At 74.5% G+C, this 17,974-nt stretch carries 17 protein-coding genes; 7 read left to right on the top strand and 10 right to left on the bottom strand.

Going from position 1 to position 17,974, the window contains the following annotated elements; genetic code table 11:
* Nucleotides 1-272: 272 nt before the first annotated feature.
* The 3 genes from aceB to ACFY7H_RS27075 all read right to left on the bottom strand — a co-directional run bounded on the left by aceB (nt 273) and on the right by ACFY7H_RS27075 (nt 3,018).
* Nucleotides 273-1,901 (bottom strand): malate synthase A, encoded by a 1,629-nt coding sequence (gene aceB, locus ACFY7H_RS27085; protein ID WP_388942873.1) that lies wholly within the window; start codon nt 1,899-1,901, stop codon nt 273-275.
* 251 nt (nt 1,902-2,152) lie between these two features.
* Nucleotides 2,153-2,854 (bottom strand): NTP transferase domain-containing protein, encoded by a 702-nt coding sequence (locus ACFY7H_RS27080; protein WP_388942870.1) that lies wholly within the window; start codon nt 2,852-2,854, stop codon nt 2,153-2,155.
* Nucleotides 2,797-3,018, bottom strand: a complete 222-nt coding sequence (locus tag ACFY7H_RS27075; protein WP_388942868.1) for a hypothetical protein — start codon at nt 3,016-3,018, stop codon at nt 2,797-2,799. Before ACFY7H_RS27075 ends, ACFY7H_RS27080 begins: the two co-directional genes overlap by 58 nt.
* 89 nt (nt 3,019-3,107) lie before the next feature.
* Between ACFY7H_RS27075 and ACFY7H_RS27070 the strand changes: the two genes are divergently transcribed.
* Entirely contained in the window at nt 3,108-4,595 is a 1,488-nt protein-coding gene (locus ACFY7H_RS27070; protein ID WP_388942865.1) for a PLP-dependent aminotransferase family protein, read from the top strand.
* Between the two features lie 10 nt (nt 4,596-4,605).
* On the opposite strand, the gene ACFY7H_RS27065 is transcribed toward ACFY7H_RS27070, so the two are convergent.
* The 3 genes from ACFY7H_RS27065 to ACFY7H_RS27055 all read right to left on the bottom strand — a co-directional run bounded on the left by ACFY7H_RS27065 (nt 4,606) and on the right by ACFY7H_RS27055 (nt 6,929).
* Nucleotides 4,606-4,971 (bottom strand): peptidoglycan-binding protein, encoded by a 366-nt coding sequence (locus tag ACFY7H_RS27065; protein ID WP_388942863.1) that lies wholly within the window; start codon nt 4,969-4,971, stop codon nt 4,606-4,608.
* A gap of 142 nt (nt 4,972-5,113) precedes the next feature.
* The gene (locus tag ACFY7H_RS27060; protein ID WP_388942860.1) at nt 5,114-5,743 is read right to left on the bottom strand and encodes a response regulator; all 630 of its coding nucleotides are present in this window, start codon (nt 5,741-5,743) and stop codon (nt 5,114-5,116) included.
* 1 nt (nt 5,744) lies between these two features.
* Nucleotides 5,745-6,929, bottom strand: a complete 1,185-nt coding sequence (locus tag ACFY7H_RS27055; protein ID WP_388942857.1) for a sensor histidine kinase — start codon at nt 6,927-6,929, stop codon at nt 5,745-5,747.
* Nucleotides 6,930-7,063: 134 nt separating this feature from the next.
* Here ACFY7H_RS27055 and ACFY7H_RS27050 point away from each other — a divergent pair, with 134 nt between their 5' ends.
* Together ACFY7H_RS27050 and ACFY7H_RS27045 are read left to right on the top strand one after the other, a co-directional pair.
* On the top strand, nt 7,064-8,152 hold the full coding sequence (locus ACFY7H_RS27050; protein ID WP_388942855.1) for an ABC transporter permease: 1,089 nt from the start codon (nt 7,064-7,066) through the stop codon (nt 8,150-8,152).
* Nucleotides 8,149-8,829 carry an ABC transporter ATP-binding protein gene (locus ACFY7H_RS27045; protein ID WP_388942853.1) on the top strand — a complete coding sequence of 227 codons (681 nt, stop codon included), beginning with the start codon at nt 8,149-8,151 and terminating at the stop codon, nt 8,827-8,829. Before ACFY7H_RS27050 ends, ACFY7H_RS27045 begins: the two co-directional genes overlap by 4 nt.
* Here ACFY7H_RS27045 and ACFY7H_RS27040 read toward each other — a convergent pair.
* Both ACFY7H_RS27040 and ACFY7H_RS27035 read right to left on the bottom strand, forming a co-directional pair.
* The gene (locus tag ACFY7H_RS27040; RefSeq protein WP_388942851.1) at nt 8,807-10,342 is read right to left on the bottom strand and encodes a hypothetical protein; all 1,536 of its coding nucleotides are present in this window, start codon (nt 10,340-10,342) and stop codon (nt 8,807-8,809) included. The two genes, ACFY7H_RS27045 and ACFY7H_RS27040, sit on opposite strands and share 23 nt — an antisense overlap.
* Nucleotides 10,343-10,477: 135 nt before the next feature.
* Nucleotides 10,478-11,281: an IclR family transcriptional regulator gene (locus ACFY7H_RS27035; RefSeq protein WP_388942849.1), complete on the bottom strand. Its 804-nt coding sequence runs from the start codon at nt 11,279-11,281 to the stop codon at nt 10,478-10,480.
* 325 nt (nt 11,282-11,606) lie between these two features.
* On the opposite strand from ACFY7H_RS27035, the gene allB reads away from it, so the two are divergent.
* Both allB and alc read left to right on the top strand, forming a co-directional pair.
* A complete protein-coding gene (allB, locus tag ACFY7H_RS27030; RefSeq protein ID WP_388942847.1) occupies nt 11,607-12,950 on the top strand; it encodes an allantoinase AllB in 1,344 nt (447 codons plus the stop codon).
* A 2-nt stretch (nt 12,951-12,952) separates the two neighbouring features.
* Entirely contained in the window at nt 12,953-14,080 is a 1,128-nt protein-coding gene (gene alc / locus ACFY7H_RS27025; RefSeq protein ID WP_388942844.1) for an allantoicase, read from the top strand.
* A 131-nt stretch (nt 14,081-14,211) separates the two neighbouring features.
* On the opposite strand, the gene ACFY7H_RS27020 is transcribed toward alc, so the two are convergent.
* A complete protein-coding gene (locus tag ACFY7H_RS27020) occupies nt 14,212-14,946 on the bottom strand; it encodes an SDR family oxidoreductase (protein WP_388942842.1) in 735 nt (244 codons plus the stop codon).
* A gap of 173 nt (nt 14,947-15,119) precedes the next feature.
* Here ACFY7H_RS27020 and ACFY7H_RS27015 point away from each other — a divergent pair, with 173 nt between their 5' ends.
* On the top strand, nt 15,120-15,737 hold the full coding sequence (locus ACFY7H_RS27015) for a dihydrofolate reductase family protein (protein ID WP_388942839.1): 618 nt from the start codon (nt 15,120-15,122) through the stop codon (nt 15,735-15,737).
* 135 nt (nt 15,738-15,872) lie between these two features.
* On the top strand, nt 15,873-16,787 hold the full coding sequence (locus ACFY7H_RS27010; protein ID WP_388942836.1) for a DMT family transporter: 915 nt from the start codon (nt 15,873-15,875) through the stop codon (nt 16,785-16,787).
* Nucleotides 16,788-16,895: 108 nt separating this feature from the next.
* On the opposite strand, the gene ACFY7H_RS27005 is transcribed toward ACFY7H_RS27010, so the two are convergent.
* The gene (locus tag ACFY7H_RS27005; protein ID WP_388942834.1) at nt 16,896-17,900 is read right to left on the bottom strand and encodes a Gfo/Idh/MocA family oxidoreductase; all 1,005 of its coding nucleotides are present in this window, start codon (nt 17,898-17,900) and stop codon (nt 16,896-16,898) included.
* Nucleotides 17,901-17,974 lie beyond the last annotated feature (74 nt).

Here is a 17,974-nt window from a genome sequence, read left to right as displayed (position 1 = left end):
GCGTTCCCGGCCCCCGAACCGCCGCTGCGCCGCGGCCGCTCCGGAGCATCCCCGGCGGATGCCGTACGGCGCGGCCCCGCCGCCCCCCCCGGCGGGCGCGCCGTGGTTCCCCGGGGCACACACCACACCACCGGCCTGCCGATCACAGAACGCGGCCTGCCCGCACGCGCACCAACGGCTCCGCCCCCGTCGCCTCGAAGGCGGCGGGGGCGGAGCCGGGCTCGGCTGCTGTGCGATTCAGCCGAAGGGGGTGGCGCCGGCCGTACGGGAGGTCAGCCGACCAGCTGGTCGTACGCGGGGAGGGTGAGGAAGTCCGCGTAGTCGGCGTCCAGGGAGACCTGGAGCAGGAGGTCGTGGGCCTGCTGCCACTTCCCGGCCGCGAAGGCCTCCTCGCCGACCTCGGCGCGGATCGCGTCGAGCTCCTCGGCGGCGATCGCGCGGGTCAGTTCCGCGGTGGCGCGCACGGGTTCTCCGTCGTGCTCGAAGACGACTCCGGCGTTGATCCACTGCCAGATCTGCGAGCGCGAGATCTCCGCCGTGGCGGCGTCCTCCATGAGCCCGAAGATGCCGACGGCGCCCAGGCCGCGCAGCCAGGCCTCGATGTAGCGGATGCCGACCTGGACGGCGTTGCGCAGGCCCTCGTAGGTGGGCTTGGCGTCCAGCGAGTCGATCGCGATCAGGTCGCCGGGGGCCACGGAGACGTCCTCGCGGAGGCGGTCCTTCTGGTTGGGCTTGTCGCCCAGGACGGCGTCGAAGGAGGCCATGGCGATCGGGACCAGGTCGGGGTGGGCGACCCAGGAGCCGTCGAAGCCGTCGTTCGCCTCGCGGTCCTTGTCGGCCTTGACCTTCTCGAAGGCGACCCGGTTGGCCTCGGCGTCCTTGCGGGACGGGATGAAGGCCGCCATGCCGCCGATCGCGTGCGCGCCGCGCTTGTGGCAGGTGCGGACGAGCAGCTCGGTGTAGGCGCGCATGAAGGGGGCGGTCATCGTCACCGCGTTACGGTCCGGCAGGACGAACTTCTCGCCGCCGTCCCGGAAGTTCTTGACGATGGAGAACAGGTAGTCCCAACGGCCCGCGTTCAGGCCCGCCGCGTGGTCCTTGAGCTCGAAGAGGATCTCTTCCATCTCGTAGGCCGCGGTGATGGTCTCGATGAGGACGGTCGCGCGGACGGTGCCCTGCGGGATGCCGACGTAGTCCTGGGCGAAGACGAAGATGTCGTTCCAGAGGCGGGCCTCCAGGTGCGACTCGGTCTTCGGGAGGTAGAAGTACGGGCCCTTGCCGAGGTCGATCAGGCGCTGGGCGTTGTGGAAGAAGTAGAGGCCGAAGTCCACGAGGGAGCCGGAGGCCGGGCCGCCCTCGAAGCGCAGGTGGCGCTCCTGGAGGTGCCAGCCGCGCGGGCGCATGACGACGGTCGCGAGCTGGTCGGCGGGCTTGAGGGCGTAGGCCTTGCCGGTGCGCGGGTCGGTGAAGTCGATGCGGCGCTCGTAGGCGTCGATGAGGTTGAGCTGGCCGAGGACGACGTTCTCCCAGGTGGGAGCCGAGGCGTCCTCGAAGTCGGCGAGCCAGACCTTGGCGCCCGAGTTGAGGGCGTTGATGGTCATCTTGCGGTCGGTCGGACCGGTGATCTCCACGCGGCGGTCGTTCAGGGCGGCCGGGGCCGGCGCGACCTTCCAGTCGCCCTCGCGGACCTGTGCGGTGTCCGGGAGGAAGTCGAGCGTGGAGGTGCGGGCGATCTCGGCGCGTCGCTCGCCGCGTCGGGCGAGGAGCTCGGCGCGGCGGGGTGCGAACCGCCGGTGGAGCTCGGCCACGAACGCGAGGGCCGCATCGGTGAGGACTTCGTCCTGCCGGGGCAGGGGCTCGGCGTCGACGATGGCCAGCGGGGACGGCGCTGGTGCGGACATATCTGTCACTCCTTCAGCGGCGGTGCCTTGCGGCCGCGGGGAATGCTCGCGCGGGACGGCACGCGGTGCCGCCGGGTGTGGAGAGTTCCGGGTAACGGTCGCGGGCGCCGTCTGGGGGTTCAGGGCGCTTCTGACCAGTGGATAGTAATTTCCTCATGGTGGAAGTTCAATGGTTTGTTGATATCGAGATTCTCTGAGTCGACAGATTCCGCTCCCCGGTGGCCCTCAGTGCCACCGCGGTCACGCCCCGCTCAGACGAGGCGTGCCAGATCGGGCGGGGTGTCGATGTCGAAGGCGGCCGCGACGTCCCCGCACTCCACCAGCATGACCTCGGCGGCGTGTTTCCTCAGGTGGACGCGCGCGCCCTGGTCCCCGGTCGCGGTCGCCGCCACCTCCGCCCAGCGGTCCGCTCCGAACAGCACCGGGTGCCCCCGCTCCCCGTCGTACGCCGCCGCCACCAGGCTCGACGGCGACCGGTACGCCTCCCGCACCCGGGCCACGGCCGCCGGCCCGATGCCCGGCTGGTCCACCAGGGACACCAGGGCCGCGCGGGCGCCCGTACCGGCCAGGGAGGCCAGGCCCGCCCGCAGCGAGGAGCCCATGCCCTCGGCCCAGTCCGGGTTGTCCACGACCACGCACCCCGCCAGGTCGGCGCGCTCGCGCACCTCGGCGGCCGAGGCGCCGAGCACCACGTGCACCGGGTCACAGCCGGCCTCGCGCAGGACGCGCACGGCGTTCTCGACGAGCGGGCGTCCGCGGTAGGGGAGCAGGGCCTTGGGGCGGCCGCCCAGCCTGCGCCCCCCGCCGGCGGCCAGGAGCAGGCCGGCGACGAGCGGCGGGTCCTGCCCGGCCGGCCCGCCGGGAGCCTCGCCGGGGGCCGGGCCGGCGGCGGGGGTCACAGGGGCAGCGGGGCGGCCGGGGCCGGCTTCGCGGGAGTGTTCGACTGCTGACATGTCAGCGATTCTCGCCGCCCCTTCCCCCGAACGGGTGGGAAACCCGCCAGCAGCCGGCGCACGGAAGCCAGAGCGGCCCCGATCCGCAGCGGCTCGGAGATCCGGTTCTCGGCGGCGGCCGCCAGGGCCCGCTCGTCACGGTCGGTGAACACATCGTTCGGCATCGGGGAGCGCTCCTTGCCAATCGGGGGCCAATGCCGCGAGTCTGGACCCCGATTGGCCTGGCCGGCAGAGCCAATCGGGGGAGGTTGGCATGGCGAACGGACGAGTGGTCCATACGGCGGACAGAACGCTGGGGAGCCGGCAGCTCGCGGCGCTGCTCCCGCCCGAGGTGCTGGCCCGCCCCGGCTACCGCGCCCTCGCCGACGCCGTCCGCACCCTGATCCTCGACGGCCGGATCGCCCTGCACGTCCGGCTGCCCGCCGAACGCGAACTCGCCGAGGCCCTCGGCGCCAGCCGCGCCACCGTCACCGGCGCGTACGACCTGCTCCGCGAGAGCGGCTACGTCCGCAGCCGGCGCGGCTCCGGCACCTGGACCGAGCTCCCCGACGGCCACGGGCCGGTCGGCGCCCACGCCCTCCTCGGGACGGGCGGCCACAGCGCCGACGGCGACCCCGGCATCGACTTCGCCATCGCCGCGATGGGAGCCCCGGACGGCAGCCTCGCCGACGCCCTGGCCCGGGCCGCCCCCCGCCTGTCCGCCCTCACCCGCACCCCCGGCTACCACCCCTTCGGCCTGCCCGACCTGCGCGCCGCCGTCGCCGACCGCTTCACCCGGCGCGGGCTGCCCACCCGCTCCGAGCAGATCCTGGTCACCGCCGGGGCCCAGCAGGCCTTCGCCTTGGTGGCCGGCCTGCTCTGCCGGCCCGGGGACCGGGTCGTCACCGAGAGCCCGACCTACGCCAACGCCCTCGACGCCCTGCGCCACGCCCGCCTGCGCACCGGGTCCATCGCCGTCTCCGACACCGGCTGGGACATGGAGATCGCCGAGTCCACGCTGCGCCAGACCGTGCCCAGGCTCGCGTACGCGATCCCGGACTTCCAGAACCCGACGGGCAACCTGATGCCGGAGGAACAGCGGCTGCGGCTGCTCGCGGTGACCCGCGCCACCGGCACCTGGCTGGTGGTCGACGAGACCATCGCGGACATCGCGCTGGACGTCCCGGCCCCCGCGCCGCTCGCCGCCCTCGCCCCCCGGTCCGGCGCCGACCACGTGATCACCATCGGCTCCCTCAGCAAGACGCACTGGGGCGGGCTCCGGGTGGGCTGGATCCGGGCCACCGCGAAGCTCATAGCCGAGCTGACCGCCGTACGGGTCTCGGCGGACATGACCGGCTCCGTGCTCGACCAGCTGGTGGCGCTCCCGCTGCTGGAGGGCCTCGACCGGTCCCTGCCCGAACGGCTCGCGCAGCTGCGCACCCAGCGGGCGGCCCTGGTGTCGGCGCTCCAGCGGCACACCCCCGAGTGGTCCTGGCGGCTGCCGCCCGGCGGCCTCTCGCTCTGGGTGGACCTCGGCGAGCCGGTCAGCTCCGCCCTCGCCGAGCGCGCGGCCGCCGCCGGGGTGCACATCGGCCGCGGGGCCCGCTTCGGCGTGGACCCGGGCACCTTCGAACACCGCCTGCGCATCCCGTACACCCTGCCGCCCGACCGCCTGGAGGAGGGCGTACGCCGGCTCGCCGCGGCCTTCCACGACGGCGTCCCGCTGGCACCGGCGGTCGAGCGGCCGCACTGGGTGGCGTGAGCCGGGCGGCTCAGCCGTGCCGGAGTTCGGCCCAGGTCGCGGCGTCGACCGCACCGGTGACGGGAAGGCCCCGCAGGCCCTGGAAGTACCGCGTGGCCGAGGCCGCGTCGGGCTCGAAGACGTCCACGGGCTCCTCCCCGGTCGTCTGCAGGCCCGTCCAGAAGTTCAGCAGGCAGCGCGCCTCGAGCACCGTGCGGCCCCTGGCCCCGGCCGCCACGGTGGGCGGCGGGGTGCGGTTGTCGTAGCCGCAGCTCAGCCCGGTGAGCTCGGGCCCGTCGGCCGCGGCGGCGGAACCGGCCGTCAGCGCGGTACCGCCGACGAGGAGGGAGCAGATCAGCGCGGCCGAGGCCGCGGCGCGTGTCAGTAAGCGATTCATGGTCCAGACCTTAATGATCACGAGCGTGCGGCAAAAGCGATATCGGGGCGTCCGGAATCAGACGGCGAGCACGGTCTCGAAGCCCCGGCGGCAACGGCGGTCAGCCACGGGCCGTACGCCCCGCGGCCGGGGGCCGGCCCCCTCACCGCGTCCGGATCAGCCGGCGGGTGGCGGCCGCCGCGACGGCGGAGGTGCGCGAGTCGACGCCGAGCTTGGCGTAGACGTGCACCAGATGGGACTTGACCGTGGCCTGGCTGAGGAAGAGCCGCTTGGAGATCTGCTGGTTGGACAGCCCGTCCGCGACCAGCTGGAGCACCTCCAGCTCACGTTTGGTCAGCGCCTCCGCCGGGGTGCGCATCCGGTCCATCAGCCGCAGCGCCACCGCCGGCGCCAGCGCCGACTGGCCGGCCGCCGCCGTGCGCACCGCCGCCGCGAGCTCCTCCGGCGGGGCGTCCTTCAGCAGGTAGCCGGAGGCGCCCGCCTCCACCGCCGCCAGGATGTCGGCGTCCGTGTCGTACGTGGTCAGGACCAGCACCCGGGGCGCGCCCGGACGGGCGGTGATCGCAGCCGTGGCCGCCGAACCGTGCATCCCGGCCCCGAACTGGAGGTCCATCAGTACGACGTCCACCGGCTCGGACGCGGCGAGTTCCACCGCCCGCTCCGCCGTCGCGGCCTCCGCGACCACCGCGAAGTCCGGCTCGGTGTCCAGCACCGCGCGCAGCCCGGCGCGCACCACGGGATGGTCGTCGGCGAGCAGGAGCCGGATGGTCATCTCAGGCCTCCACGGGCAGCGGCAGGGTGACGGCCACGGCGGTGCCCTGGCCCGGATCCGACTCCACGGTGAACAGCCCGCCCAGCGACTCGGCCCGCGCGCGCATCGCGGGCAGGCCGAAACCGCCCCCGCCCGAGGCGGCGCCGGCGGGGTCGAAGCCCCGGCCGTCGTCGACCACGTCCAGGGTGACCGAGCTGTCCATGAAGGTCAGGGTGATCTCCGCCCGCCCCGCCGCCGCATGCCGCACCACGTTGGCCAGCGCCGACTGCGCGATCCGCAGCAGGGCCACCTCGTAGGGGGTGGGCAGCGCCCTGGGGGTGCCGCTGACCGAGAACCGCACCCGCGGGCCCGGGGCCCCCGAGCACAGCCGCTCCAGCGCCCCGGCCAGCGAGCCGTGCGCCAGGTCCGGGGGCGTGAGGGCCCGTACGAAACGACGTGCCTCGGCGAGGTTCTCCTGCGCGGCCCCGCGGGCCCGGGCGATGTGTCCGGCGGCCGGCGCGCCCTCGGGCAGCGTCCGCTCGGCGGCCCGCAGCAGCAGCTGGATGGAGGACAGGCCCTGGGCCAGGGTGTCGTGGATCTCCCGCGCGAGCCGCTCCCGCTCCGCGAGGATCCCCGCGTTCCGCTCGGCCGCCGCGAGCTCTGCCCGGGTGGCGATGAGCTCCTCGATCAGCCGGCGGCGGCGTTCGCTCTCGCGGTACAGCGCCTGGTAGCCGAGCACCGTGGCGACGGCCACCGCCCCGCCCAGCAGCGGTCCGAGGAAGGCCCCGGGGCCGGCGGAGCCGCCGCTGTGCCCGACGAAGGCGCCGATGGCGGCGCAGGCGGTCACGGCGACGGCGACCAGTCCCCAGCGCAGCCGCAGCAGGTGCAGCTCCAGGAAGTACAGCGGGAAGGCGATCCACAGCCCGTCGGGGGAGACGGCCAGCAGCGCGGCCCACACCGCGCCCACCCCGGCCAGCCACAGCGCGGCGGCCCGGGCCGAGCGCCGCACCGCGGGGGCCCGGACGCCCGCCGCGTACACGGCGGCCAGCAGGACGCAGAGCCCGGTCACCCACCCGGCGTGCGGCGCGGGGCCGGCGGCGGCGCGGGCGGAGGCCAGCGCGAGCAGCCCGAGGAACAGCGCGTGCAGGCACAGCCGCAGGACGCGGGAGACGGGGAGCAGGGCGCGGGAGGGCGGGGCGGCAGACATCGTCCGACCAGCGTAAGCGGGTGGTCCGGGGCCCCGGTCAACCGAAAGTTTGATGTCCGGATGCCACCTTCGATAGCAGGATGCCTCCCGTGGCGCGATGCCGCGGGCCCGCGTGCGCGACCAAGGTGGGGGACATGTTCGTCGCATGGAGAGATCTACGGTTCGCCAAGGGCCGCTTCGCCCTCATGGGCTCGGTCGTACTGCTCATCACGCTGCTGGTCGGTCTGCTGTCGGGGCTGACCTCCGGACTGGCCCGGGAGAACATCTCGGCCCTGACCGGACTGCCCGCCTCGCGGCTGGCCTTCGCGGCGCCCGCCGGGGACCAGAAGGTCTCCTTCACCCAGTCCCAGCTGCCCGAGGGCGCCTGGAAGGCCTGGCGGGAACGGGCCGGGGTGACGGCCGCGCAGCCGCTCGGCATCCGCACCACCAACGCCGTCTCGGGCGGGCGCACCGCAGCGGTCTCCGTCTTCGGCGTCGAGCCGGCCGGCCCGCTCGCCCCGGCCGGGGCGGGGCTCGGCCGGGGCCGGGCGGTGCTCACCGAGAAGGCGGCGAAGGAGCTGGGCGGCCTCACCGCCGGCGACCGCGTCAAGGCCGGTCCGCTGGAGCTGACCGTGGCCGCCGTCTCGGGCACGGCCTCCTACAGCCACACCCCGGTGATCTGGACGGACCTGGACGACTGGCAGCGCGTCGGCAACCCGGGCGCCTCCCCGGACACCGTGGCCACCGTCATCGCCCTCGACGGCTCCGGGGACGTGGACTGGGCCGCCGGTGACCGGGCGGCGGGCACGAAGGCCCTGACGGTCGAAGAGGCCCTGGGCGCCATGGGGTCGTACCAGGCGGAGAACGGATCGCTCCAGCTGATGCGCGGCTTCCTCTTCGCCATCTCCGCCCTGGTCATAGGGGCGTTCTTCACCGTCTGGACGATCCAGCGCAGCGGTGACATCGCGGTGCTGAAGGCCCTCGGCGCCTCCACCCCCTACCTGCTCAGGGACGCCCTCGGCCAGGCCGTGGTGATGCTGGCGATCGGCACCGGTGCCGGTACGGGGCTCGCGGCCGGCGCCGGAGTACTGATCGGCGGCGGCGACGTGCCCTTCGTCCTCGACGCGGCCACCGTGCTGGTCCCCGCCGGGATCATGATCCTGCTCGGCGCGCTCGGCGCGGCCCTGTCCATCCGGCGGATCACCGCCGTCGACCCGCTGACCGCCCTGGGGAGTGCCCGATGACCCTGCTCGTCGACGACGTCACGCTGACCTACCCCGACGGGGACGGCCGTCTCACCGCGCTCGACGCGGTCTCCCTGGAGGTGCCGGCCGGCTCCCTCACCGCGATCGTCGGGCCCTCGGGCTCGGGGAAGTCCAGCCTGCTGGCCGTGGCGGCCACCCTGGTCACCCCGGACTCGGGCCGGGTCGTGGTCGCGGACCGGGACACCAGCCGGCTCGGACCCGCGCAGAAGGCGGCCCTGCGCCGCGAGGAGATCGGCATCGTCTTCCAGCAGCCCAACCTGCTGGCCTCGCTGACCGCCGCCGAACAGCTCCAGGTGATGGCCCACCTCTCGGGCCGCCCCTCCCGGCAGTCGCGCCGCCGCGCCCTGGAGCTGCTGGACGCGGTGGGCCTGGCCGACAAGGCCGACAATCGCCCGCACCAGCTGTCCGGCGGCCAGCGCCAGCGCGTGAACATCGCCCGGGCCCTGATGAACCAGCCGGCCGTCCTGCTGGTGGACGAGCCGACCAGCGCCCTCGACCACGAGCGCGGCGCGGCGGTCCTCGACCTGCTGGTCACCCTCACGCGCGAGCGCTCCACCGCCACGGTGCTGGTCACGCACGACCGGGCCCACCTGGACCGGATGGACCGTACGGCGACGATGGCCGACGGCCGCCTCACCGCGTCGGTTCCCGCGTAGCTCCCCCGGGCCCGTCGGGCCGCGCCGAGGGGGACAGGTAGGCCAGGTGGCCGCGCCGGCCAGGGAAGTCCGGCAGGAGCAGCGTCCGCCAGCCCCGCGCCCACGCGGGCGGTGGCGACCCGCCGGCCACCAGCACCGCGGCGGGCCGGGTCCGGGCCAGGGCGGCGAGCCCGTCCGCGGTGATGCTGCCGTCGTGGCCCCCGACCTGGCGCGAGGCGCACCGGGCGAGGAACGCCACCCTGACCGCCTCCGCGCCGCTGACCAGGCAGGGCGGCCGTACCCCCTGGCCGCGCAGGTCGGCGGCGACGGCGGTGAAGGCCGTCCGGTTGGCCCTGCCGCGCGCTCCCAGGGTGGCCGTGAGGGCGAGGTGGAGTGCGAGGTGCGCGGCCAGCGCCAGGCAGAGCGCCCCGAGGGCCAAGGGCCGGGTGCGGGCCCGCTGGAACAGCCGGGCCAGGCACAGGGCGACGGGCAGGGAGAGCAGGGCATACGCGGGCAGCAGGAAGCGGGGCGCCGCGTACCCGATCGTCAGCAGGTACGGCGCCGCGAGCGACACCGCGGCCGCCGTGGGTACGAGGACCCCGCGCAGCCGCCCGGCCCGGTACGCGACGACGAGCCCGCCGGCGGCCGCCGGGGGCAGGATGAACCACCACAGGACGGTGAGGGGGTGGGACCCGGGCCCGTCGCACGGGCGGCAGAGCGTACGGCCGCCCAGGGCGCGCAGGTGGTCGCCGAACGCGGGGTGCCAGCCGATGCCGCCCTGGATCTCGTCGGCGCGGTGCAGCCGGGCGAGGAGGCCGCCGTAGCGGAGCTCGGCCTCGATGACCCACTCGGCGGCTCCGAGCAGCGCGCCCACGGCGAGCGCCACGACCAGCGCGAGCCGCCTCCCGGTGCGGACGGCGCACGCGGCGCACGCCAGGGGCAGGACGAGCCACACCGCGTCGGAGGGGCGCATGAGCGCGGCGAGGGCGGCCCCGGCGACGGTCCCCGCGAGGGCGAGGCGGTCGCCGGGATCGCGGGCCGCCCGCAGGAAGCAGCCGACGGTGAGGAGGGCTCCGAAGGCCACCCAGAGGTTGGGCATGGCCCTCGAGCCGTAGAACAGGGTCGGCCACAGGCCGGTGAAGAGCACTCCGGCCAGGGCGAGGACGGGCGCGGGGAGCAGCCGCCGCCACACCCAGAGGCAGATCAGGAGCGCCCCCGACGACAGCAGCACCAGATAGATCCGCAGGGCCGTGACGGAGGGGGTGAGGGCGGCGACGGGGGCGACGAGGTAGGTGATCCCGCGCGCGCGGGGGGCGCTGAAGAACGCGGCGGGGGCATCGCGCGAGACCTGGCTGACGTACACGGTCTCGTCCCAGCCGAGTCCGGTGCCCGGCACGGCCAGGAGCAGCTGGGCCACGGCGTACGCGGCGGCGACGGGCGCCAGGAAGGCGAGATCGCGCCGCCGCCCCGGGCGGGCGCCGGCTCCCGGCGGGGCATCGGGCGGGCTCGGCGCCGTGACGGGGTTCGTGACCATGGGCGGACCTCGGGGCGGGGAGAGGGCGGTTGCCTCCCCACGCTGCCCCGCCGGGCCGCACCCCGCCATCGCGGACCACCAGCCGGCCCAGCGCCGCCGGCACCGCCCTTGCGCGGAGCCGCCCGAACGGATCTCCTACGCGGGGGCCTGGCTCTGCAGGGCCACCGACAGCTCGGCGGCGACGCCCTGGAGGATCGGTACGAAGGACTCGGCCACGGCCTGGGTCACCCGGCCCGCCGGACCGGAGATGGAGATCGCGGCGGCGGTCGGCGAGTCGGGCACCGACACGGCGAGGCAGCGGACTCCTATTTCCTGCTCGTTGTCGTCGACCGCGTAGCCGACCCGGCGGACCTGCTCCAGGGCCTCCAGGAAGCCCTCGGGGGTGGTGATGGTCTTCTCGGTCGCGGCGGGCATGCCGGTGCGTGCCAGCAGGGCGCGGACCTCGTCGGCCGGGGTGTGGGCGAGCAGGGCCTTGCCCACGCCGGTGGAGTGCGGCAGCACCCGGCGGCCGACCTCGGTGAACATGCGCATGGAGTGCTTGGACGGCACCTGCGCCACGTAGACGATCTCGTCGCCGTCGAGCAGGGCCATGTTCGCCGTCTCGCCGGTCTCCTCGACCAGCCGGGCGAGGTACGGGCGGGCCCAGGTGCCCAGCAGCCGCGACGCGGACTCGCCGAGACGGATCAGGCGGGGCCCGAGGGCGTACCGTCGGTTGGGCTGCTGGCGGACGTACCCGCAGGCGACGAGGGTCCGCATCAGGCGGTGGATGGTGGGCAGCGGCAGGCCGCTGGCGGCCGAGAGCTCGCTGAGACCGACTTCGCCGCCGGCATCGGCCATGCGTTCGAGCAGATCGAAGGCGCGCTCAAGGGACTGGACGCCACCGCCGCCGGCGGTGGGCTTGGCGGAAGCGTCGGTGGTGCTGGCGCTGGACGTCGGCACGGCGCGGTCCTTTCGGTGCTGGCAGGCAAGGGAGCAGCCTACCGGTCGGCCGGCTGCGGCCCTAGATCCGGGCCTCGCCGTCCGCGCCGGTCAGAGGTGGTTTGTCCGGGGGTGGACGTCCTCCGGAAGTTACCCGCCCGGATGCCCGTGGCGATAGCTACATTCTGGATGGTGAAATCTTAATTCCATCCTGTGGAAACATCCAATCGGGATGCGAGCGGGCCGTCCGTCCGTCCCGACGCTCTTGACTGGCCCCGGATCGGGGTGAAGACTCCGTCAACAGAACGTTGAATTTCGCTCTGTGGAAGTAGATGGGGAGGTTCCGGTGGCCGACGCCGCAGTGGAACTGGTACTGCGCTCGACGCGCGTCATCACCCCCGAGGGGACGCGCGCCGCCTCGGTGGCCGTCGCCGCGGGGAAGATCACGGCCGTGCTGGCGCACGACGCGGAGGTACCGGCCGGGGCACGGCTCGAGGACTTCGGCGACGACGTGCTGCTCCCCGGCCTGGTGGACACCCACGTCCACGTGAACGACCCCGGCCGCACCGAGTGGGAGGGCTTCTGGACGGCCACCCGCGCCGCCGCGGCCGGTGGCATCACCACTATCCTCGACATGCCGCTCAACTCCCTGCCGCCCACCACCACCGTGGAGAACCTCCGCGTCAAGCAGGAGGTCGCCCGGACCAAGGCGCACGTGGACGTCGGCTTCTGGGGCGGCGCCCTTCCGGACAACGTCAAGGACCTGCGCCCGCTGCACGACGCCGGCGTCTACGGCTTCAAGTGCTTCCTGTCGCCCTCCGGCGTCGACGAGTTCCCCCAGCTGGACCAGGAGCAGCTGGCCACCTCCCTCGCCGAGATCACCGGCTTCGGCGGCCTGATGATCGTGCACGCTGAGGACCCGCACCACCTGGAGTCCGCCCCCCAGAAGCCGGGCCCCAAGTACGCCGACTTCCTGGCCTCGCGCCCCAAGGACGCCGAGAACACCGCGATCGAGAACCTGATCGCCCAGGCCAGGCGGCTCAACGCCCGCGTGCACGTCCTGCACCTGTCGTCCTCCGACGCGCTGCCCCTGATCGCCGCCGCCAAGGCCGAGGGCGTGCGGATCACCGTCGAGTCCTGCCCGCACTTCCTCACCCTCACCGCCGAGGAAGTCCCGGACGGCGCCACCGAGTTCAAGTGCTGCCCGCCCATCCGGGAGGCCGCCAACCAGGACCTCCTGTGGGACGCCCTCGCCGACGGCACCATCGACTGCATCGTCTCCGACCACTCACCCTCCACCGCGGACCTGAAGACCGGCGACTTCGCCACCGCGTGGGGCGGCATCTCCTCCCTCCAGCTGGGCCTGCCCGCCATCTGGACCGAGGCGCGCAAGCGCGGCCGCACCCTCGAAGAGGTCGCGCGCTGGATGTCCACCGCCCCGGCCGCGCTGGCCGGCCTGGCGGCCAAGGGCGCCATCGAGGCCGGCCGTGACGCCGACTTCGCGGTCCTGGCCCCCGAAGAGACCTTCACCGTGGTCCCGGCCGAACTGCACCACCGCAACCAGGTCACGGCGTACGCGGGCAGGACCCTGCACGGCGTCGTGAGGTCCACCTGGCTGCGCGGCAGGAAGATCGCCGACCACGGCACCCCGACCGAGCCCACGGGCCTCCTCCTCGAAAGGCAGAACTGACAGTGGCACAGCGTTCGACTGGACTGACGTCCTTCACCGGCAACGCGAACCCGTACGGGGGCGGCGACCCGTTCGCGGACTACCGCACCGCGGAGTTCCCCTTCACCCAGTACGCGAACCTCGCGGCCCGCGAGCTGGGCGCCGGCGTCATCGCCGCCAACGACGAGTTCTTCGCCGAGCGGGAGAACCTGCTCATCAGCGAGGCCCCGCACTTCGACCCCGAGCACTTCGGGCACAAGGGCAAGGTCATGGACGGCTGGGAGACCCGCCGCCGCCGCGGCGTGTCCGCCGAGCAGCCCTGGCCGACCGCCGAGGACCACGACTACGCCCTGATCCGGCTCGGCGCCCCCGGAGTCATCCGCGGCATCGTCGTCGACACCGCCCACTTCCGCGGCAACATGCCCCAGGCCGTATCGGTCGAGGGCGCCTCGGTCCAGGGCTCCCCCACCGCGGAGGAGCTGCTCTCCGAGGACGTCAAGTGGACGACCCTCGTCGAGCGCACCCCCGTCGGCGGTCACGCGGCCAACGGCTTCGAGGTCAACGCCGAGCAGCGCTTCACGCACCTGCGCCTGAACCAGCACCCGGACGGCGGCATCGCCCGTCTGCGCGTCTACGGCGAGGTCCGCCCCGACCCGCGGTGGCTCGCCGCGCTGGGCACCTTCGACGTCGTCGCCCTGGAGAACGGCGGCTCGGTCGAGGACGCGTCCAACCGCTTCTACTCCCCGCCCGCCAACACCATCAACCCGGGCCGCTCCCGCAAGATGGACGACGGCTGGGAGACGGCCCGCCGCCGCGACAACGGCAACGACTGGATCCGCTACCGGCTCGTCGCCGAGTCCGAGATCCGCGCCGTGGAGATCGACACCGCCTACCTCAAGGGCAACTCGGCCGGCTGGGCCTCGCTGTCCATCAAGACGGGCGAGGAGGGCGAGTGGAAGGAGTTCCTGCCGCGCACCCGCCTGCAGCCCGACACCAACCACCGCTTCGTGCTGGACGCCCCGGCGGTCGGCACCCACGTGCGGATCGACATCTTCCCGGACGGCGGCTTCTCCCGCCTGCGCCTCTTCGGTTCGCTGACGGAGGGCGGCGCGGCCGCGCACGCCGCCCGCCACCAGGAGCTGGGCGGCTGACCCGCCCCGGCCGACCGCTCCGGGGGCCGACACCCCCGGGGCACGGGCACGGCCCTGTGGGGCGCACCGCACGCGGTGCGCCCCACAGGCGTTCCCGGGGCGGCCGGGCAGGGCTCCCCTCGTGCCGCCGGTCAGGCGGCGTGGCCGCCGTCCACCGAGAACTCCGCACCGGTGACGTACGCGGCGTCCGGCCCGGCGAGGAACGACACCATGGCGGCGACCTCCTCCGGGGTGCCGTAGCGCCCGAGGGCCGTCATCGACCGCTGCGGGTCCGCGTACGGACCGCCGGCCGGGTTCATGTCGGTGTCCGTGGGGCCGGGGTGCACCAGGTTCGCGGTGATGCCGCGCCCGCCGAGCTCCCGGGCGAGGGACTTCGTCAGGCCCGACACGGCCGCCTTGCTCATCGCGTACAGCGTGCAGCCCGCGCCGGGGACCCGCAGCGCCACGCAGCTGCCGATGGTGACGATCCGTCCGCCGGGGCCCATGTGCCCGGCCGCGGCCTGCGCGGCCAGGAAGGCGCCTCGGACGTTGACCCCGAGGACCCGGTCCACGTCGGCGGTGCCGAGCGTGCCGATCGGGCCGAGCACGCCGACGCCGGCGTTGTTGACCAGGACGTCGAGCCGCCCCAGCGCCCGTACGGTCTCCTCCACCGCGGTCCGCGGGCCGTCGGCGGCGCCCGCGTCGGCGCGTACCGCCAGCCCCCTGCGGCCGAGCGCCTCGATCCCGCCGACGACCTCGGCCGCGGCCGCGGCGCCGCTGACGTAGGTGAGCGCCACGTCGAAGCCGTCCGCGGCCAGCCGCAGCGCGGTCGCCGCCCCGATGCCCCGGCTGCCGCCCGTCACGAGTGCCACCGTGTTGCCGTCCATGTGGTTCCTCTCCGCTCCATTTGGTTGCGGGTTCAATGAAAACGGGAGGGTGTGGACGGCGCTGGCGGGAATCCGCCCTGGCGTTCACGCGCGCCGCACCGATGAGGCGCGGCGCCGACGGGAGTCTGAACCGACAACGGGACCCCAGCCACCGACACAAGGAGCGCCGAGCCATGGGCAAGCTGACCCTCACCACCTTCCTGACCCTCGACGGAGTGATGCAGGCCCCCGGCGGGCCCGACGAGGACCGCAGCGGCGGGTTCGAGTACGGCGGCTGGCTCGTGCCCTTCGCCGACGAGGGCATGGGGGAGTTCGTGAACGAGCTCTTCGGCCGCGCCGGGGCCTTCCTCCTCGGGCGCCGGACCTACGAGATCTTCGCCTCGTACTGGCCGCAGCACGACGACCCGGCCGACCCGGTCCCGGACAAGCTCAACCGGCTGCCGAAGTACGTCGCCTCGACCACCCTCAAGGACCCGGCCTGGGGCCCCGCCACGGTGATCGACGGGGAGCAGCTCCAGTCGGAGGTCGTCCGCGTCAAGGACGCCCTGGACGGGGAGCTCCAGGTGCACGGCAGCGGCCGGCTCGCCCAGTGGCTGCTGGCGCGCGACCTCGTCGACGAACTGAACCTGCTGGTCTTCCCCGTCTTCCTCGGCGCGGGCCGCCGTCTGTTCCCCACCGGCGGGCTGCCCACGGCCTTCGCGCTGACCGGCTCCCGCACCACCGGCAGCGGCACCGCCATCCACACCTACCGCCCCACGGGGCGCGCCTCGTTCGGCACCTTCGAGGACTGAGCCCGGGCGCGGGCGGCGGAGCGTCCGGATACCGGGATTTCCGGTCGACCGGCAAGATGGGGACGGTTACCGTGGGCGCGCACCCGTGCGAGCCGCCGCCGTCTCCACGCCCTTCACGCCGTCGGAGCCGCCCCGGTGTCCACCCTCGCCGCCCCCGCGCCCACGCTCGCCCCCCGCCGCGCCTGGCTCGCGGACCTGCCCGTACTGCTCGTCGCCGTCGTCTGGGGCGGCAGCTACCTCGCCGCCAAGGGCATCACCACCACGCACACCGTGATCGCGGTCCTCGTGCTGCGCTTCGCGCTGGTGCTGCCCGCCCTCGTCCTCGCCGGCCACCGGCGGCTGCGCGCGCTGAGCCCCGCCCAGCTGCGCGGCGGCGCGGCGCTGGGACTCGTACTCGGCGGGATCTTCCTGCTGGAGACCTACGGGGTGGTGCACACCTCCGCCACCAACGCCGGTCTGATCATCAGCCTGACCATGATCTTCACCCCGCTGGCGGAGTCCGCCGTACGCCGCCGGGCGCCGTCGGCCGGCTTCCTCGGGGCCGCCGCCGTCTCGGTCGCGGGGGTCGTACTGCTCACGCAGGGTGCCGGGTTCACCGTGCCCGGCACGGGCGACCTGCTGATCCTCGGCGCCGCCCTGGCCCGCACCGCGCACGTCCTGCTGATGGCGCGGATCAAGGCCGTCCAGGACGCCGACCCGCTGTCCCTGACCACCGTCCAGCTCGGCGGCGCCGTCCTGGTCTTCGCGCTGCTGACGCTCGTGCCCGGCACCGGCGACGGCCCCTGGGCCACGGCCGCCGGGTTCGGGCCCGCCGAATGGGCCGGGCTCGTCTTCCTCTCCGTCTTCTGCACCCTCTTCGCCTTCTTCGTGCAGATGTGGGCGGTACGCCGCACCTCGCCCTCCCGCGTCAGCCTGCTCCTCGGCACCGAACCGCTGTGGGCGGCCTCCGCGGGCATCGCCATCGGCGGCGAGCACCTCGGGGCCGCGGGCCTCGCAGGCGCGGCGCTCGTCCTCGCAGGTACCGCCTGGGGGCGCCGCACGGCGGGCTGACCGCCCCCACCGCACCGGCCGGGCGACGCGCCGAATGGCCGGTATACGGCTCCTGCGGGCTTGATCACGGGCCCTACTGTGGCCCGCATGCCCGCCAGCGCGTCCGCCCTACAGGTCCGGGAGCTCCTCCAGCCGTACGGGGCGGCGCTCGCGCCGGGAGCGCTCGCACGCCTCGGCCACGCGGAACGCGGCGAGCGCCTGGAACCCGTCGCAGGGATTGCCCCCCTCGCCGCGCACCAGCCGTACGAAAGCCGCCAGCTCGGCCTCGTACGCGGGCCCGAACCGCTCCAGGAAGCCGGTCCACGGCTTGCTCGCCGGGGGCGGGCCGTGCGGCTCCGTCGAGGCGATCGGCGTGCGGTCGTCCAGCCCGGAGGAGACCTGGTCCAGCTCCCCGGCCAGCTCCATCCGCACGTCGTACCCCGCGCCGTTGCAGCGGGTGCCGGTGCTGGTGACCAGGGTTCCGTCGTCCAGCGTCAGGACGGCCGCCGCCGTGTCGATGTCCCCCGTCTCGCGGAACCGGGCCGGACCCCCGTCCGAGCCGGCCGCGTACACCTCGGCCACCTCGCGCCCGGTCACCCACCGGACGATGTCGAAGTCGTGCACCAGACAGTCCCGGTACAGGCCCCCGGAAACCGCCAGGTACCCGGCCGGCGGCGGAGCCGGATCGGCGGTCATCGTGCGCACCGTGTGCAGCCGCCCCAGGGCACCCGACCGGACCAGCTCGCGCGCGGTCCGGTAGCCCGCGTCGAAGCGGCGCATGAAACCGACCTGGAGCACCCCGCCGACGGCCCCCACCTCGCGCAGCGCCGCCAGGGTGCGGGCCAGGTCCGGGGCCAGCGGCTTCTCGCAGAACACCGGCAGCCCGCCGCGCGCCGCCCGTACCACCAGGTCGGCGTGGCCCTCCGTGGCACAGGCCACCACGACGGCGTCCACGCCCCAGGTGAAGACCTGGTCGACCGTCGGCGCGGCGGTGGCCCCCAGCCGGTCCGCGAGCCGCGACGCCCGCCCCGGGTCGGCGTCGGCCAGCAGCAGCGAGCCGGCGTCCGGGTGGCGGGCCAGTGCGGCCGCGTGGAAGGAACCGATCCGGCCCGTTCCGATGAGCCCGATGCGCATGCACTCAACGTGACCCCGTACGGGGGACCTGTCAATCTGCCCGCGCCTGCCCCGATGACCCTTCATGGTCCACT

Source organism: Streptomyces sp. NPDC012794 (genome assembly GCF_042901085.1).
GTDB lineage: Bacteria > Actinomycetota > Actinomycetes > Streptomycetales > Streptomycetaceae > Streptomyces.
The sequence above is the reverse complement of the archived record's forward strand: the minus strand, read 5'-3'. Positions and strand labels throughout refer to the sequence as shown.

Coding starts and splice junctions, on each gene's coding strand:
- aceB (WP_388942873.1), bottom strand. CDS start 1,901: ATGTCCGCACCAGCGCCGTCCCCGCTGGCCATCGTCGACGCCGAGCCC.
- ACFY7H_RS27080 (WP_388942870.1), bottom strand. CDS start 2,854: ATGTCAGCAGTCGAACACTCCCGCGAAGCCGGCCCCGGCCGCCCCGCT.
- ACFY7H_RS27075 (WP_388942868.1), bottom strand. CDS start 3,018: ATGCCGAACGATGTGTTCACCGACCGTGACGAGCGGGCCCTGGCGGCC.
- ACFY7H_RS27070 (WP_388942865.1), top strand. CDS start 3,108: ATGGCGAACGGACGAGTGGTCCATACGGCGGACAGAACGCTGGGGAGC.
- ACFY7H_RS27065 (WP_388942863.1), bottom strand. CDS start 4,971: ATGAATCGCTTACTGACACGCGCCGCGGCCTCGGCCGCGCTGATCTGC.
- ACFY7H_RS27060 (WP_388942860.1), bottom strand. CDS start 5,743: ATGACCATCCGGCTCCTGCTCGCCGACGACCATCCCGTGGTGCGCGCC.
- ACFY7H_RS27055 (WP_388942857.1), bottom strand. CDS start 6,929: ATGTCTGCCGCCCCGCCCTCCCGCGCCCTGCTCCCCGTCTCCCGCGTC.
- ACFY7H_RS27050 (WP_388942855.1), top strand. CDS start 7,064: ATGTTCGTCGCATGGAGAGATCTACGGTTCGCCAAGGGCCGCTTCGCC.
- ACFY7H_RS27045 (WP_388942853.1), top strand. CDS start 8,149: ATGACCCTGCTCGTCGACGACGTCACGCTGACCTACCCCGACGGGGAC.
- ACFY7H_RS27040 (WP_388942851.1), bottom strand. CDS start 10,342: ATGGTCACGAACCCCGTCACGGCGCCGAGCCCGCCCGATGCCCCGCCG.
- ACFY7H_RS27020 (WP_388942842.1), bottom strand. CDS start 14,946: ATGGACGGCAACACGGTGGCACTCGTGACGGGCGGCAGCCGGGGCATC.
- ACFY7H_RS27015 (WP_388942839.1), top strand. CDS start 15,120: ATGGGCAAGCTGACCCTCACCACCTTCCTGACCCTCGACGGAGTGATG.
- ACFY7H_RS27005 (WP_388942834.1), bottom strand. CDS start 17,900: ATGCGCATCGGGCTCATCGGAACGGGCCGGATCGGTTCCTTCCACGCG.